This window comes from Aeromicrobium sp. NPDC092404 (assembly GCF_040684095.1).
Taxonomy (GTDB): domain Bacteria; phylum Actinomycetota; class Actinomycetes; order Propionibacteriales; family Nocardioidaceae; genus Aeromicrobium.
The window spans coordinates 1,861,131-1,875,667 of sequence record NZ_JBFBFI010000001.1; the positions used below are offsets into that span (position 1 = coordinate 1,861,131).

Below are 14,537 nucleotides of genomic sequence, written 5' to 3' on the forward strand. Positions count from 1 at the left end.
CTTCCCGAGTCCTGTCGTCACTTCTCCGGAGGTTTTTTGCGTGACTTCGTCTGCGCCTAAACGCCGACTGGACGTACGCCAGGAGACCCCTCAGCGAACGACCGGCAAGCGGACCGCACAGCGACGCAAGACCCGGAAGCGCAGCTTCAGACCTACCCCAGCCATGGCCGGTGCATTCATCCTGGTCCTGGCTGCTTTTGGTTCCATGGTCCTCGGCAACCGGTCGGACGGCGACTCGCTCGCCACCGACAAGTACCAGACCATCTCGCAGAGCTACACCGGTCCTGACGACGCGGCCGCTAACGGCAAGGTCGACATCAGCCGCAGCTTCGACCGCGAGCTGACGACCAAGCAGATCAAGCTGCAGGCTCAGCAGGCCCTGATCGCCCAGGAAGACCTCAAGAAGAAGGTCTCGGCCCAGTCGGCGCTGCTGAAGAAGAACCAGTGGGTCGTCCCGGTCACCGGCTACCGCATCACGGCACGCTTCGGTCAGCGCAGCGGCCTGTGGTCCACGGTCCACACCGGCGTCGACTTCGCCGGCCCCTCGGGCTCGACCATCGTCTCGGTCGCCGCCGGTGTCGTGAAGTCGGCCGGCTACGAGGGTGCCTACGGCAACCGCACGGTCATCCAGCTCCAGGACGGCACCGACATCTGGTACTGCCACCAGAGCCGCATCTCGGTCAAGGTCGGCCAGGCCGTCCAGCCCAACGAGGTCATCGGCTACACCGGCTCCACCGGCAACGTGACCGGACCGCACCTGCACCTCGAGATCCACCCCGGTGGCGGCTCCGCGGTCGACCCCGAGCCGGTCCTGCGCCAGCACGGCGTCAACCCCTGACCCTCCCCCAAGTTTTGTGACGGAAGTCGTCACGCTTGGCTCGTCGGTGACGAGATTCGTCACGATCCGGGATCCACAGCCGACGTTGCGGCCCGGGTTGTCCCCAGCGACGCGTCCTCGTCGTCCGTGACCGCAGGAACCTGGCCGACGATGTCGGCATGCCACGGCCCATCGACGTCCCGTCGCACCTGCGCGACGGCCCCTTCACGACCTCTCAGGCCCGGGAGGCGGGAGTCTCCAAAGACGCGCTCGCGGGCGGCCGGTTCCGCAGGCTCTTCCGAGGCGCGTACTGCACCGTCGACCAGACCGTCACGTTCTCCCTGCTCGTCCGCGCCGCGCTCCTCGTCCTGCCCACCGACGCCTGCCTGAGTCACGTGACCGCCCTGCGCTGGTTCGGGGTGACGATGGGACCGGAGCTGCCGCTGCACTTCTCGACCAACTCCGTCACCCAGACGCGACTGGAAGGCGTCGTGCTGCACCGCCGGCAAGGGCCCCTGCGCCCTCGGCTCGACCAAGGCCTTCGCGTGCTCGGACCCGACCGCACCTTCGTGGACTGCGCGACGCGTCTCGGTCACGTCGACCTCGTCCGCGCCGGCGACTGGCTGGTGCGACTCCGGCTGACGACGCCGGACACCTTGATGGCGTACGCGATGAGCTCCCACCTGAACGGCGTCCGGCGCGCTCGCCGGGTCGCCTCCCACGTGCGGGAACGCGTCGACTCGGTGATGGAGACCGATCTCCGCCTGATGCTAAGGTTCGCCCGCCTCCCCGAGCCCGAGATCAACGGCACCATCACCGATGTCTTCGGTGGGTTCCTGGCCCGCGGCGACCTGGTGTTCAGGCAGTGGCGGGTCGTGGTGGAGTACGACGGATGGCATCACGAGCGCGATGCGCGGCAGCGCCAGAAGGACCACCTCCGACGAGAACGCCTCGAGGCGAACGGCTGGCGGGTCATCGTGGTGACGATCGAGGACATGAGGGCGCCGTCCATGATCGTGCAGCGTGTGCATGCGGCGCTGACCCTCGCGGGCTACGTGGGCCCGGGTCCCGTCATGAGCGACTCCTGGCGCCGCTGGTTCCACACATCGTGACGAAACTCGTCACCTCCCTCACAAACGTGACGAGTTGGGTCACAAAACTTGGGGGCTAGAGCTTCTCGACGGGGGCGTAGCGGAGGAGGAGGCGCTTGACGCCCTGCGAGCCGAAGTCGACCGAGGCGACGGACTTCTCGCCCTGTCCCTCGACGGCCACGACCGTGCCCAGGCCGAAGCTGTCGTGGCTGACCCGGTCGCCCGCCGTGAGCGACACGACCTCACGCGTGGCCCTCTTGGACCGGGCAGCGACGTTGGAGGACCGGAACGACGACTGGGCCGTGGCCGAGGGCGAGCTCGGGGTCCACTGCGTCGGCGGCGAGGCGAGCCGGCGCCAGTCGACCAGCGACTCAGGCAGCTCGTCGAGGAAGCGCGAGGGCGGGTTGTAGGACGGCGCACCCCACGCCGACCGGGTCGCCGCACGGGTGACGTAGAGGCGGGTACGCGCGCGGGTGATGCCGACGTAGGCCAGCCGGCGCTCCTCCTCGAGCTCCTTGGTGTCGGCCAGGGACCGCATGTGCGGGAAGACGCCGTCCTCGAGCCCCGTGAGGAACACGACGGGGAACTCCAGGCCCTTGGCGGTGTGCAGCGTCATCAAGGTCACGACGCCGTCGCCCTCGTCGGGGATCTGATCGGCGTCGGCGACGAGTGCCACCTGCTCGAGGAACGCCCCCAGCGACCCGGCCGCCAGGTCCGGCTCGTCGGAGATCGCGTCGACGGCCTCGGACGGCTCCTCGTCGACGACCTCGACCCCCTGCTCCTGCAGCAGTCCGTCGGAGACCGTGCTGGCACCGACGACGAACTCGCGAGCCACGGCGACGAGCTCGGCGAGATTCTCGACGCGCGTCTCGTCCTGCGGGTCGGTGCTCGCCTCGAGGGTCGAGAGGTAGCCGCTGCGGGTCAGCGCCGCCTCGAGCACCGCGTCGGCGGGAGCACCGGACTCGGCCATGGCCATGAGCTCGGACATCGTCGACGTGAACGCCTGGATCGCGTTGAGGGAGCGGGTGGCGAGGTCGGTCGCCTCCTCGGCGCGGGTCAGCGCCTCCCAGAAGCTGATGTCCTCGGCGGTCGCGAGTCGCTGGATCGACGCCTCGGCGCGCTCACCGATGCCGCGCTTGGGCTCGTTGATGATGCGTCGCAGGGACACCGCGTCGCGCGGGTTGACGAGCACCCGGACGTAGGCGAGGGCGTCCTTGATCTCCTTGCGCTCGTAGAACCGTACGCCGCCGACCACGCGATAGGGCAGGCCGACGCGGATGAAGACCTCCTCGAACACCCGGCTCTGGGCATTGGTGCGGTAGAAGATCGCGACGTCCTTGGCGGCAGCGGCGTCGTCGTCGGTCAGCCGGTCGATCTCGTCGGCGATGAACTGCGCCTCGTCGCGCTCGTCGTCGCCGACATAGCCGACGATCTTCTCGCCGTCGCCCTCGGCGGACCACAGCTGCTTGTCCTTGCGGCCCTCGTTGCGGCTGATGACGGCGTTGGCGGCCGACAGGATCGTCTGGGTCGAGCGGTAGTTCTGCTCCAGGAGGATCGTCGCGGCGTTGGGGAAGTCGTCCTCGAACTCGAGGATGTTGCGGATGTTGGCACCGCGGAACGCGTAGATCGACTGGTCCGAGTCGCCGACGACGAGCAGGTCGGACTCGGCGTCGGTCAGCTCCTTGATGAGCTGGTACTGGGCGTGGTTGGTGTCCTGGTACTCGTCGACCAGGATGTGCCGGAAGCGGCGCCGGTACGTCTCACGGACGTCGGGCCAGGCCTGGAACAGGTGGACCGTGTTCATGATGAGGTCGTCGAAGTCCATCGCGTTGGCGGCCTGGAGACGCGCCTGGTAGGTCTTGTAGGCCTCGGCGTAGATCTCCTCGGTGGGATTGTCGGCCCGCCCGGCCGCCGACTCGTGGTCGACCAGCTCGTTCTTGAGGTTGGAGATCCAGTTGAGCACGGCGCGCGGGTTGATCCGCTTGGGATCGAGGTCCATGTCGCGGCACACGAGCGTCATGAGCCGGCGCTGGTCGGCCGCGTCGTAGATCGTGAACGACGAGGTGAACCCGAACTTGCTCGCCTCACGGCGCAGGATGCGTACGCACGCCGAGTGGAACGTCGAGACCCACATCATGCGGGCCCGGGGACCGACGAGGTCGGCCACGCGCTCGCGCATCTCGGCGGCGGCCTTGTTGGTGAACGTGATGGCCAGGATTGAGCCGGGGTGGGCCCCACGTGCGGCGATGAGCCACGCGATGCGCCGGGTGAGCACCCGGGTCTTGCCCGAACCGGCGCCGGCCACCACGAGCAAGGGCCCGCCGGGGTGGGACACGGCGGCCTGCTGAGCCTCGTTGAGGCCTTCGAGCAGGGTCTCCGAGCGGGGACGCCGCTTCTCGGCGGACGCCTCCGGGGCGGCGGTGGGCACAGGGAACGGCAAGGTCATCGTGCCTCCCAGCCTAGTTGCCGGAGCCGACATCGCCCGCGCCGGAGGGTCACCGGCCGTAGACTCGCGTGCCATGGACGGCGCGGTCAGCATACGGGCGGCAGGAGAGGCTGACTTCGACGTGCTCACCGACCTCTGGGAGCGGTCAGCACGATCGAGCCACGCCTTCATGGCGGACCACGAGCTCGTCGAGCTGAAGCCGCACCTGCGCGACCTGCTGCTGCCCTCGATGGACGTCTGGGTGGCCGAGTCGGGCGACGAGCTGCACGGCTTCGTCGGCGCCCGCGACGAGCACGTGGAGCTCCTCTACGTCGCACCGGAGGCCCAGGGCCGCGGGCTCGGCCCGGCCCTCCTCGCGTACGTCGACGGTGGCTCCGGCCCGCACAGCGTCGAGGTCTACGCGGGCAACACCGTGGGGCTGGGCTTCTACCTCTCGCAAGGGTTCCACGAGACCCGCCGCGACCCCCTCGACGCCGCCGGCCGGCCCTTCCCGGTCGTCCACCTGGAACGCTGACCGGCATGGACATCGTGACGGTCGACCCGGCAGGCCACGAGCCGCCGTACGAGCAGGTGCGCCGCCAGATCGCCGAGGGCGCCGCGGCGGGCACCCTGGCGCCCGGGCACCGGCTCCCGACCGTCCGCCAGCTCGCCACCGACCTCGGGCTCGCCGCCAACACGGTCGCCAAGGCCTACCGGGCGCTGGAGGCCGACGGCGTGATCGAGACGCACGGCCGGCGCGGCACGCTCGTCGCCGCCCGGCGCCTCGGCGATGCCGAGGCCGCAGCAGCCGCTCGGACGTACGCCCGGCTCGCGCGGACGCAGGGCCTCTCGCTGGACGAGGCGACCCGGCTCCTCGAGCAGGGCTGGACGCACTGAGCAAGCTCTCAGCCGGCCGGGCTACCGTGGCCGTGTGGACATGTCACACAACCAGTTCGCGATCCTGGTCGCCCTGCTGTTCATCGCCGGCGTCGGCCTGATGGTCCTGGCACTCAGCGGCTACGGCAGCAGCGACCGCACGCGCCAGGCCCCGCCGCGGCTGCCCGGACACGACACCATGGACAAGCTCGACAAGAAGGACTGACGTCACTCGGCCATCGTGTTGGGCCGGCGCCACGTGCGCTCGAACGGCAGCCGCCACGCGCGGGGCGCGATGAGCTGGTGCACCGCGTTGGGCCCCCACGTGCCGCCCGCATAGGGCCGCACCGGTGGCTGGTCGTTGAGCAACGGCTCGGAGATCTCCCACAGCCGCTCGATGCCCTCGGCGGTCGTGAAGAGCGTGCGCTCGCCCCGCATCGCGTCGTAGATGAGCCGCTCGTACGCCTCGAGCACCTCACCGGCCCGCTCGGTCTCCTGCATCGCGAACTGCATGCTCAGCTTGTCGAGCCGCATGCCCGGACCGGGGCGCTTTCCGTAGAACGACAGCGACATCTTGGACGAGTCGGCCAGGTCGAACGTCAGGTGGTCAGGCCCGGCCAGGCCGACCCCCGATCCCGTCGGGAACATCGACTTGGGCGGCTCGCGGAACGCGATCGAGATGATCCGCGCCCCCTCGGCGAGCTTCTTGCCCGTACGCAGGTAGAACGGCACGCCGGCCCACCGCCAGTTGTCGATCTCGGCCTTGAGGGCGACGAACGTGTCGGTCTCGGAGTCCGCCGCGACCCCGTCCTCGTCGCGGTAGCCCTGGTACTGCCCGCGCACGACGTGGTGCGGGTCGAGCGGCAGCATCTGACGGAAGACCTTGTTCTTCTCCTCGCCGATCGAGTCCGAGTCGAGCGACGTCGGCGGTTCCATCGCCATGAACGCCATGACCTGGAAGAGGTGGGTCACGACCATGTCCTTGAACGCGCCGGTGCCCTCGTAGAACGCGGAGCGGCCCTCGACGGACAGCGTCTCGGGCACGTCGATCTGGACGTGGTCGATGAAGTTGCGGTTCCAGATCGGCTCGAACAGGCCGTTGGCGAAGCGGAAGGCGAGGATGTTGAGCGCTGCCTCCTTGCCGAGGAAGTGGTCGATGCGGAAGATCTGCTCCTCCGCGAACACCTCGTGCAGCTCGGCGTTGAGCGACCTGGCGCTGGCGAGGTCGGTGCCGAACGGCTTCTCCATGATGATGCGGGAGCGCTCGACCAGGTTGGCGGCGTCGAGGGTGTGCACGACGTCGAGGGCGGCCTTGGGCGGGACGCTCAGGTAGTGCAGGCGCCGCGGCGTGCCCCCGAGCTCGGCCTCGAGCGTGGCGGCTGCCGCCGCCAACGCCTCGGGACCTGCCTTGACGTTGACGTACGACAGCTTGGCGGCGAACTCGGTCCACTGCTCGTCGTTGAGCGGACGCGTCGCGAACTCCCGGCACGCCTTCTCCGCGAACGTGCGGAATCCCTCGTCGTCGAGCTCGTCCAGCGAGACGCCGATGATGCGGGACTCCGACACCAGGTCCGACTCGAGCAGGTGCATGATGCCCGGCAGCAGCTTGCGGCGGGCCAGGTCGCCGGTGGCACCGAACAGCACGATCAGGTGTGGCTCGTTCATTCCCACAGGCTAGACCCGCCGGATGACGGGCGCATGAACGTCGCTAGCGCGCGAGCTCCACGCTGAGTGGCACCGCGTTGGCGAGGGTGTGGCCGACCGGCGAGCTGGCCAGCACCTTGGCGCCTAGGCGGCCTGTCGGGCGTAGGCGCCCGGAGTCACGCCCAGCGTCGCGCGGAAGTGCCGCGTCAGGTGCGCCTGGTCGTAGAAGCCCACGACCGCCGCCACCTCCGCCGGGGGAACCCGGTCGAGCAGCAGGCCGCGAGCCCGGTCGACCCGCCGGCCGGTGACGTAGCGGTGCGGCGGCAGGCCGTACTCACGGCCGAAGGCCCGGATGAGCTGGGTCGGATGGGCGTCGAGCTCCGCCGCCAGCGACTCCAGCGTCGGGACGTCGGTGAGGTCATGGTCCAGCAGGTCCCGCACGCGGCGGGCCAGAGCGGGCTCCGCGCGGCGACGCCGAGGCTCCATCGAGCGGTCGAGGTGCTGCGCCATCCGCTCGCTCACCACCGCGAGCTGCGACTCCGCCTCGAGCTCGTCGCCGGGCGAGGCCAGCACCTGGTGGAGTCGGCCGACCGCGCGGACGAGCTGGTCGTCACGCAGCGTCGGCGATCGCACGGCAGCGCCCGTGAGCTCGAGCGGCAGCCAGCGCTCGTCGAGATAGACGACGCGCTTGTCGAAGCCGGTCGCCACGGCTGCCCTGCCGTCGTGCGGCACGTGGGGCGGCAGCAACGTCAGCGAACGCGGCGGCGCGTCGTGCGGGATGCGCTCCAGCTCGTACGAGACACCGCCGGTGTCGACGAGCAGCACGGTCCAGAAGGCGTGGGTGTGCGCGGGGTAGGCGTGTGCGGTGAAGTGCGCATGCAGCACCTCGCCGACGCCGGGCACGGCCGGGCGCCAGGCGCTGACGCGCTCACCGGCAGTCATGTCAGGAATGTACAAGACTGCGGCCAGCGGTCCCCGCGACGCTGGGGCCATGGCCGAGACCCCTGAACCCATCCGATTCGACACCAAGATCGCGGTGCTGCTGCGCCACGACCTCGCGAGCTGGCAGGCGCTCAACGTCACAGGGTTCCTCGTCAGCGGCATCGCGACCGACAAGGACCTCATCGGTGACGCGTACGAGGACGCCGACGGCACGGAGTACCTGCCGATGATCCGCCAGCCGATCGTCGTGCTCGCCGGCGACGCGGAGCAGCTGCGCGCTGCACACGCCAAGGCCGTGGCACGCGAGCTCCCAACGGCCGTCTACACCAGCGAGATGTTCGCGACCGGGAATGACCGGGACAACCGCGCCGCCGTCCGCGCGGTCCGCCGTGACGACCTCGACCTCGTCGGCATCGCCGTGCACGGTCCCAAGAACGCCGTCGACAAGACGTTCAAGGGTGCCGGCCTGCATCCCTGACGCGTCAGATCAGACGGCGGTCGTTGGCCCAGCGGGTGAGCTCGTGGCGGCTCGAGAGCTGGAGCTTGCGCAGGACGCTGGAGACGTGGGTCTCGACGGTCTTGATCGAGATGAACAGCTCCTTGGCGACCTCCTTGTACGCATACCCGCGGGCGATCAGGCGCATGACCTCCCGCTCGCGCTCGGTCAGCCGGTCGATCTCCTCGTCCACCTGGGCGACCTCGATCGTTCCGGCGAACGCATCCAGCACGAAGCCCGCGAGCCGCGGCGAGAACACCGCGTCGCCGGCCGCGACCCGGCCGATCGCGTCGAGCAGCTCGGGGCCCGAGATGTTCTTGGTGACGTAGCCGCGAGCGCCGGCGCGGATGATGCCGATGACGTCCTCGGCCGCGTCGCTGACCGACAGCGCCAGGAACTTGGTGTCGGGATGGCGCAGGTGGAGCCGGCGGATGACCTCCAGGCCGCCACCCCCGGGCATGTGGACGTCGAGCAGCACGACGTCGGGCTCGGTCTCGGCTATGACCTTGACCGCACTGTCGACGTCCTCGGCCTCGGCGACGATGTCGACGGGCCCGTCGATCTCGGCCCGCACCCCGGTGCGGAACATCGCGTGGTCGTCGACGATGGCGACGCGGAGTGTGGTCATGGGCTCACTTCTTCTGTCGTAGCTCGTGGTGTCGCGGTCTCTGCCTGGTTTGTGTCGCCGCGTCGAACCGGGACCTTGAGGGCGACCTCGGTGCCCTCCCCAGGTCCGCTGCGGATCGTCGCGGTCCCGCCGTGGCGCTCGACCCGGCCGATGATCGAGCCTCGCACACCCATGCGGTCCTCGGCGATCGACTCGGTGTCGAACCCCACGCCACGATCGCGGACGAACACCTCGACGGTGCGGCCGTCGGCCTCGGCGTAGACGTCGATCCGGTCGACGCGGGCGTGCTTGGCGGCATTGATCATGGCCTCCCGGGCCGCCTTGGCGACTGCCTCGACGTCCGGATCGAGCGGCGCGTCACCGACGGCGATGACCTCGACCGGGACCCGGTGCGCGTCCTCGACATCGGCGGCCGAGGCCCGGAGCGCCGCGACGAGCGAGTCGCCGGGCTTCTCGTCGTTGCCGTACAGCCAGGCGCGCAGCTCGCGTTCCTGGCGCCGGGCCAGGGTCGCCACGACGGCGGAGTCTCCGGAGTTCTTCTGCAGGAGGGCCAGCGTCTGGAGGACGGAGTCGTGGAGGTGCGCGGCGACGTCGGCGCGTTCCTGCGAACGTACGCGCTCGCGCCGCTCCTCTGAGAGGTCGCCGAGCAGCTTGGTGATCCACGGACCGAGGATCAGCAGCAGGCCGAGGGCGGCGACCGCGACGGCGGAGGCGAGGTCGACGATCGCGCCCCAGCCCCGCTCCTGGCTGAGGAAGTAGATCGCCGCCGTCACGACGAGCACGGCACCCGCCGCGATCCGCAGGGCGAACCCGAATCCGCGGGTCTGGCGCATCCAGCGCCCCCACGCGGCGTCGTCGAACTGGCGCCAGATCACCGCGAGGCCGATGACGCCGATCAGCAGCGGGGCGAACAGTCCACCGGCGATGCCCCGCCCGCTGGCCTGGATCATGAACATCACGCCGATGCCGACCGCGCCGAGCGCGACGGTCTGGAACACCTCGAAGGCGCCGGGCCGGCCGCTCGTGCGGAGCCCGCGCCGGGTCGCCGACTCGAGCCCCGGCGACAGGTCGGGCTGGCGCAGCGGCAGGAACCGCCACAGCAGCAGGTAGGCGATGACCCCCATGCCGTGGAACCACGTCGCCACGATGAACGCCAGCCGGACGTAGAGGACCGGCACGCCGAAGTGCTCGGCCACACCGGTCGCCACACCGCCGACGAGCCGGCGGTCGGCTGGTCGGTAGGCACGGCGGTACTCGGTCACCCCATGATCGTCACACGTACGCGTGCGCGCGCGCCATCAGGAACGCCCCTCCCCCACCCTGACCGGTCCCGGGTGGCTTTCAGGGTCGTACCCGATGGTCGCGCCGCCCGGCCTCGGACACGATGGAGGCATGAACGCAGAAGACACCCGCACCATCCCACCGGAGGGCGAGTTCGACCCGCACCGGCTTCGGTCGATCACCGACATGAAGCGGTCGAGGAACGACCGCATGCTCGGCGGTGTCTGCGCCGGCGCCGCGAAGTACCTCAACATCGACCCGGTCATCGTCCGCGTCGTCATCGCGGTCCTGACGATCGTGGGCTTCGCCGGCGTCATCATCTACGCCGCCGCCTGGTTCCTGCTGCCGGCCGAGGGCGAGGCCAAGAGCGTCGCGGCCGACTGGTTCCGCCTCGACAAGAACGAGGAGCAGGTGCGCGTCGCGGGCCTCGTCGGCGCCATCGTGCTGGCAGCTCTGGCCGTCGTCGGGGACGGTGGCTGGTTCTGGGACGGCGCACCGTGGATCCTGGTGCCGTTCGGGCTCGCCTACTACCTGTTCGTGGTGCGCCCCCGGCGCCGGCGCCAGGCCGAGACGGCCCTCGCTGCGGAGTACGCGCCTACCGCTGAGGACCCGGCTGACGAGTCAGCTCGTGGCCCGGAGCTCACCGCGGCCAAGGCCGGCCTCGTGACGCGGGGCAAGCTCGCCAAGTCCCAGCCAGACCGCTCGTGGACCCTCACCCTGCTGACCCTCTCGGTGACCGCCATCGCTGCCGCGGCGACGGGCATCTACGACGCCTACAACGACGGACCCCACTGGACGGCGTACGTCGCCGTCGCGCTCGGCGTCGTCGCCGTCGGCCTCCTGGTCAGCACGCTGATCGGCAACGGCGGGCCGCTGATCGGCATCGGCGCCATCCTGGCCCTCACGCTCACCATCGGCTCGCTGGTCCCCGGCGGCCAGATCGGCACCCAGTCGCCGACTCCCACGACCGCCGTCCAGGTCGATCCGAACTACCGCCACGGCATCGGCCTGATCGAGCTCGACCTCACCGACGTCGCCAACCCCGAGGCCCTGCTCGGCCGGACGATCGAGATCGAGACCGGCATCGGGCAGACCAGGGTCATCGTCCCTGACGGGCTCAACGTCCGGGTCACGTCCGACATCGACGCCGGCGAGATCCGCGTCTTCGACCGCAAGACCGACGGCACCGACACCCAGCTCACCTACGGCGCCGCCGCCCCGGGCCCAGCCCTCAGGCTCGACCTCCACCAACGACTCGGAAACATCGAGGTGATCCGCAGATGAGCAGGCACTCCTTCCGCTGGGAAGGGCTCGCCTTCGGGCTGTTCTTCCTCGCCGTCGTCGGCAACTGGTCGGTGTGGAAGCAGGATCTCCTGACTCCCCGTCAGCTCGGCCTCTCCGCGTCCGGGGTGCTGATCCTCCTCGGTCTCCTCGGCGTCGCCGCGACGGTCTGGCAGACCCGGCCGGCCAAGCCGGCGCCGACCGTCACCGACTCCGATCTCGACCCCCTCACTGATCTCCCGGAAGGACATGAAGATGAAGAAGCTCACCCGCAGCCGTGACGACAAGTGGATCGGAGGTGTGTGCGGCGGAGTCGCGGACTACACCGGCATCGACGCCAACATCATCCGCATCCTCGTCGCCGTCGGCACCGTCCTCGGATTCGGTTCCCTGATCGTGGCGTACGTCGTCGCGTGGATCCTGATCCCGCGTCGTCAACCCGCCGGACAGCAGACCGTGTGGGCGCAGGCTACTGACGCTCCGACCACAACGAGCGAGCCTGCACAGCCGTCTGCGTGAAGTCGGAGAAGACGCCGTCCACGCCGGCGTCGAAGAACGCGAGGTACTCGCCCACGGCATCGCCGTGGGCGGCCTTGATGGTGCTGGTCCGCAGGTTCGTCGGCAGGAAGTTGTTCTCGTTGCGCATCGTCCAGATGTGAACCAGGAGCCCGACGTCGTGGGCGTTCCGGATCAGCGCGGTCTGGCCGGCCAGCCGGTACTTCTTGTCGCGGGCGATGACCTGGCTCTTGTTGGGCCCGATGCCGTCGGCGTACGTCGCGATCGTGGCCAGCTCGCGGGGGGCCGTCAGGTCGGCGTACGTCCGAGGGTCGCGCGCCTCGATGAGGTCGTACGGCGCGCCCCGCCGGTCCATCAGCTGGATCAGGGGAAGCGGCGTGCGACCGAGCAGCCGGCGGAGGTTGCCGGTCTCCATCGACTGGATCATGACCTTGGACCGCTCGTGGTTGGCGCCTCGCCGCTGGAGGTCGGCGACCAGCAGGTCGTTGAGGTCCAGGCCGATCGCGGCGAAGTACGTGGGGTGCTTGGTCTCGACGTAGACGCCGATCGGCTCGGCACGGCCCACGCTCGCCTCTGCGGCGATGTCGAGCACCTCGACGAAGGTCAGGATCTGCTCGACGTGCTCGAGCGAGATGTTCTGCGGTCGCAGGGCCGGCAACCGCTCGCGGACGCGCAGCGTCTTGATCTCCTCGAGCGTGAAGTCCTCCGTGAACCAGCCCGTGTGCGGGACGCCGTCGATGAACTTCGTCATCTTGCGGTCGAGGAACTCCCGCCGGTCGGCGACGTCGGTCGTCCCGCCGATCTCGTTCTCGTGACGGACGACGAGGACGCCGTCCTTGGTGCTGACCACGTCCGGCTCGATGTAGTCGGCGCCCTGCTCGATCGCCAGCAGGTACGACGGCCGGGTGTGCTCGAGCCGCTCGCCGGGGACACCGCGGTGCGCGATCACGATGGGCGCCGGGGTCACCTCTCCATCAAAGCGCATCCGTCCCGTGTTGTGGGTCGGCGCGAACGAGACGCACGGCACCGTCACGGCGCGGGTCAGCGGCCGCCACGAGGTGCCCGTCGTGCCGGCGCAGCGTCGCCGCCACGCCGCCGTAGTACATCGTCAGGTCGGTCTCGGTCTTGACGACCTCGTCCGGCCGACCGGCGCGGTGCACATGGACCCGGGGGTGGCTGATCGCCTGCTGCAGGCCGAGCCGGCCGTTGACGAACCCCGCCAGCGCCTGCACGATCGCCGTCGTGATGCGGTCGGCGCCCGGCGAGCCGATCGCGATCGCGGAGCCGTCGACGTGGTGCCCGACCGTCGGCGCCATGTTCGACAACAGGCGGGTTCCCGGCGGCAACCCGTGAAGTCCCCGGGCGTTGAGCTCCTGCTCCCCGAGACAGTTGTTGAGCCAGATGCCGGTGCCCTTGGCGATCATCCCGGAGCTGTAGCCCGATGACACCGTCACCGAGCACGCCCCGCCGTCACTGTCGGTCGCCGACACGTGAGCGGTCGATCCGGACTCGAGCACCGCGAGATGGTCCTGGTCGACGAGTGCGAGGAACTCGGCAGCATCTCGCTCGAGGTCGTCGGTGTGGTCCAGGACCCGCAGGCGGTGGCCCAGCACGGCTCGCTGCACGCGTACGAGGTGCTCGACGTCCGCCTCGGCCCACTCCCCGTACGGCCTGCCGTCCAGCATGCGCAGCATCGCCGTCACGCACACCCCGCCGACGGACGGCGGCGGGTTGGTGCCGAAGGTCCAGTCGCCGACCGTGCTCAGCAGCGAAGGCCGCACGACCGGGCGGTAGGCCGCGAGGTCCTCGGGACCGAGTATGCCGCCACGAGCCAGCACGTCGTCGCTGATGAGCCTGGCCAGGTCACCCGTGTGGAGTGCGCTCGGGCCCTCCTCGGCGATCAGCTCCAACGAGCCGGCGAGGTCGGGCACGACGATGCGCCCCGTCGTGACCAGCCCGTCCTCGTCGTGGACGGCCGACCGACTCTGATCGTCCCAGCCGAACACCAGGTCGTGGACGTGCTCGAGGTAGTAGCGCGACGCGGAGCCGAGCCGGAACCCGCCACGAGCGACCTCGATCGACGGCGCCACGATCTCCCGCCACGGGACCCGACCCCAGCGTTCGTGCGCCGCGCCGAACGCGGCCACCGAGCCGTGGGTCGCGACCGATCCGGGCCCGATCGTCGCGATCACGCCGTCGCCGTAGTCCGTGTGGATGTCCCACGTCCCACCGCCGAGGTCACGGCCACGCCCCGGCATCTCCATCCAGCCGTCGACCGTCTGCGGGGCGCTGCCGTCCTGCGGCTGGACCGTGATGAACCCCCCGGAGCTGAGCGACACGATGCCGATCTCGTTGACCATCGTCACGAGTGCGGCGGCGAGCGCGGCGTCGACGGCGTTGCCGCCACTGCGAGCGACCTGCTCACCGGCGTCGGCGGCAGCCTCGTTGGGCGCGGCGATCGCGACATCTGGCATGCCCGCAGGCTACTCGTCGCCCGGACCTCGACCGGTAGGGTTGGGGGCAGGTGCGCCGGGAAGTCT

16 protein-coding genes are annotated in these 14,537 nt (G+C 70.0%); 9 read left to right on the plus strand and 7 right to left on the minus strand.

The window, feature by feature from the left end; genetic code table 11:
• The first annotated feature begins 163 nt into the window (after window positions 1–163).
• Together AB0N22_RS09370 and AB0N22_RS09375 are read left to right on the plus strand one after the other, a co-directional pair.
• Window positions 164–838: a M23 family metallopeptidase gene (locus tag AB0N22_RS09370; RefSeq protein WP_364638597.1), complete on the plus strand. Its 675-nt coding sequence runs from the start codon at window positions 164–166 to the stop codon at window positions 836–838.
• Window positions 839–996: 158 nt separating this feature from the next.
• Complete coding sequence (locus tag AB0N22_RS09375) at window positions 997–1,929, plus strand: DUF559 domain-containing protein (RefSeq protein WP_364638599.1); 933 nt, start codon at window positions 997–999, stop codon at window positions 1,927–1,929.
• Window positions 1,930–1,984: 55 nt separating this feature from the next.
• Here the strand turns inward: AB0N22_RS09375 and pcrA are convergent, their stop codons facing one another.
• Window positions 1,985–4,354 carry a DNA helicase PcrA gene (gene pcrA, locus AB0N22_RS09380; RefSeq protein WP_364638602.1) on the minus strand — a complete coding sequence of 790 codons (2,370 nt, stop codon included), beginning with the start codon at window positions 4,352–4,354 and terminating at the stop codon, window positions 1,985–1,987.
• Window positions 4,355–4,427: 73 nt separating this feature from the next.
• On the opposite strand from pcrA, the gene AB0N22_RS09385 reads away from it, so the two are divergent.
• Genes AB0N22_RS09385 through AB0N22_RS09395 form a run of 3 tightly spaced genes read left to right on the plus strand, consistent with a single transcriptional unit; the run spans window position 4,428 to window position 5,435 of the window.
• Window positions 4,428–4,868, plus strand: coding sequence for a GNAT family N-acetyltransferase (locus AB0N22_RS09385; RefSeq protein WP_364638605.1), 441 nt, complete (start codon window positions 4,428–4,430; stop codon window positions 4,866–4,868).
• 5 nt (window positions 4,869–4,873) lie between these two features.
• Window positions 4,874–5,230, plus strand: a complete 357-nt coding sequence (locus AB0N22_RS09390; protein ID WP_364638608.1) for a GntR family transcriptional regulator — start codon at window positions 4,874–4,876, stop codon at window positions 5,228–5,230.
• Between the two features lie 34 nt (window positions 5,231–5,264).
• The gene (locus AB0N22_RS09395) at window positions 5,265–5,435 is read left to right on the plus strand and encodes a hypothetical protein (RefSeq protein ID WP_364638611.1); all 171 of its coding nucleotides are present in this window, start codon (window positions 5,265–5,267) and stop codon (window positions 5,433–5,435) included.
• Window positions 5,436–5,437: 2 nt separating this feature from the next.
• Here AB0N22_RS09395 and zwf read toward each other — a convergent pair whose 3' ends face one another.
• Entirely contained in the window at window positions 5,438–6,874 is a 1,437-nt protein-coding gene (gene zwf, locus AB0N22_RS09400) for a glucose-6-phosphate dehydrogenase (protein WP_364638614.1), read from the minus strand.
• Window positions 6,875–6,997: 123 nt separating this feature from the next.
• On the minus strand, window positions 6,998–7,795 hold the full coding sequence (locus AB0N22_RS09405) for an AraC family transcriptional regulator (RefSeq protein ID WP_364638617.1): 798 nt from the start codon (window positions 7,793–7,795) through the stop codon (window positions 6,998–7,000).
• A 49-nt stretch (window positions 7,796–7,844) separates the two neighbouring features.
• Here AB0N22_RS09405 and AB0N22_RS09410 point away from each other — a divergent pair, with 49 nt between their 5' ends.
• Window positions 7,845–8,273 carry a DUF2000 domain-containing protein gene (locus tag AB0N22_RS09410; protein WP_364638620.1) on the plus strand — a complete coding sequence of 143 codons (429 nt, stop codon included), beginning with the start codon at window positions 7,845–7,847 and terminating at the stop codon, window positions 8,271–8,273.
• 4 nt (window positions 8,274–8,277) lie between these two features.
• Here AB0N22_RS09410 and AB0N22_RS09415 read toward each other — a convergent pair whose 3' ends face one another.
• Both AB0N22_RS09415 and AB0N22_RS09420 read right to left on the minus strand, forming a co-directional pair.
• Complete coding sequence (locus tag AB0N22_RS09415; protein ID WP_364638623.1) at window positions 8,278–8,919, minus strand: response regulator transcription factor; 642 nt, start codon at window positions 8,917–8,919, stop codon at window positions 8,278–8,280.
• The gene (locus AB0N22_RS09420; protein ID WP_364638626.1) at window positions 8,916–10,181 is read right to left on the minus strand and encodes a PspC domain-containing protein; all 1,266 of its coding nucleotides are present in this window, start codon (window positions 10,179–10,181) and stop codon (window positions 8,916–8,918) included. The genes AB0N22_RS09415 and AB0N22_RS09420 overlap by 4 nt, the downstream gene beginning before the upstream one ends.
• 130 nt (window positions 10,182–10,311) lie before the next feature.
• On the opposite strand from AB0N22_RS09420, the gene AB0N22_RS09425 reads away from it, so the two are divergent.
• From AB0N22_RS09425 to AB0N22_RS09435, 3 genes are read left to right on the plus strand one after another with little or no spacing between them, the layout of a single operon-like run.
• Window positions 10,312–11,484, plus strand: a complete 1,173-nt coding sequence (locus AB0N22_RS09425) for a PspC domain-containing protein (RefSeq protein ID WP_364638629.1) — start codon at window positions 10,312–10,314, stop codon at window positions 11,482–11,484.
• Window positions 11,481–11,762: a hypothetical protein gene (locus tag AB0N22_RS09430; RefSeq protein WP_364638632.1), complete on the plus strand. Its 282-nt coding sequence runs from the start codon at window positions 11,481–11,483 to the stop codon at window positions 11,760–11,762. The genes AB0N22_RS09425 and AB0N22_RS09430 overlap by 4 nt, the downstream gene beginning before the upstream one ends.
• Complete coding sequence (locus AB0N22_RS09435) at window positions 11,737–12,000, plus strand: PspC domain-containing protein (RefSeq protein WP_364638635.1); 264 nt, start codon at window positions 11,737–11,739, stop codon at window positions 11,998–12,000. The genes AB0N22_RS09430 and AB0N22_RS09435 overlap by 26 nt, the downstream gene beginning before the upstream one ends.
• On the opposite strand, the gene AB0N22_RS09440 is transcribed toward AB0N22_RS09435, so the two are convergent.
• The gene (locus AB0N22_RS09440; RefSeq protein ID WP_364638638.1) at window positions 11,951–12,964 is read right to left on the minus strand and encodes a glycerophosphodiester phosphodiesterase; all 1,014 of its coding nucleotides are present in this window, start codon (window positions 12,962–12,964) and stop codon (window positions 11,951–11,953) included. The genes AB0N22_RS09435 and AB0N22_RS09440 overlap by 50 nt on opposite strands.
• A 7-nt stretch (window positions 12,965–12,971) precedes the next feature.
• Complete coding sequence (locus tag AB0N22_RS09445) at window positions 12,972–14,471, minus strand: gamma-glutamyltransferase (RefSeq protein ID WP_364638641.1); 1,500 nt, start codon at window positions 14,469–14,471, stop codon at window positions 12,972–12,974.
• Window positions 14,472–14,537: the final 66 nt, after the last annotated feature.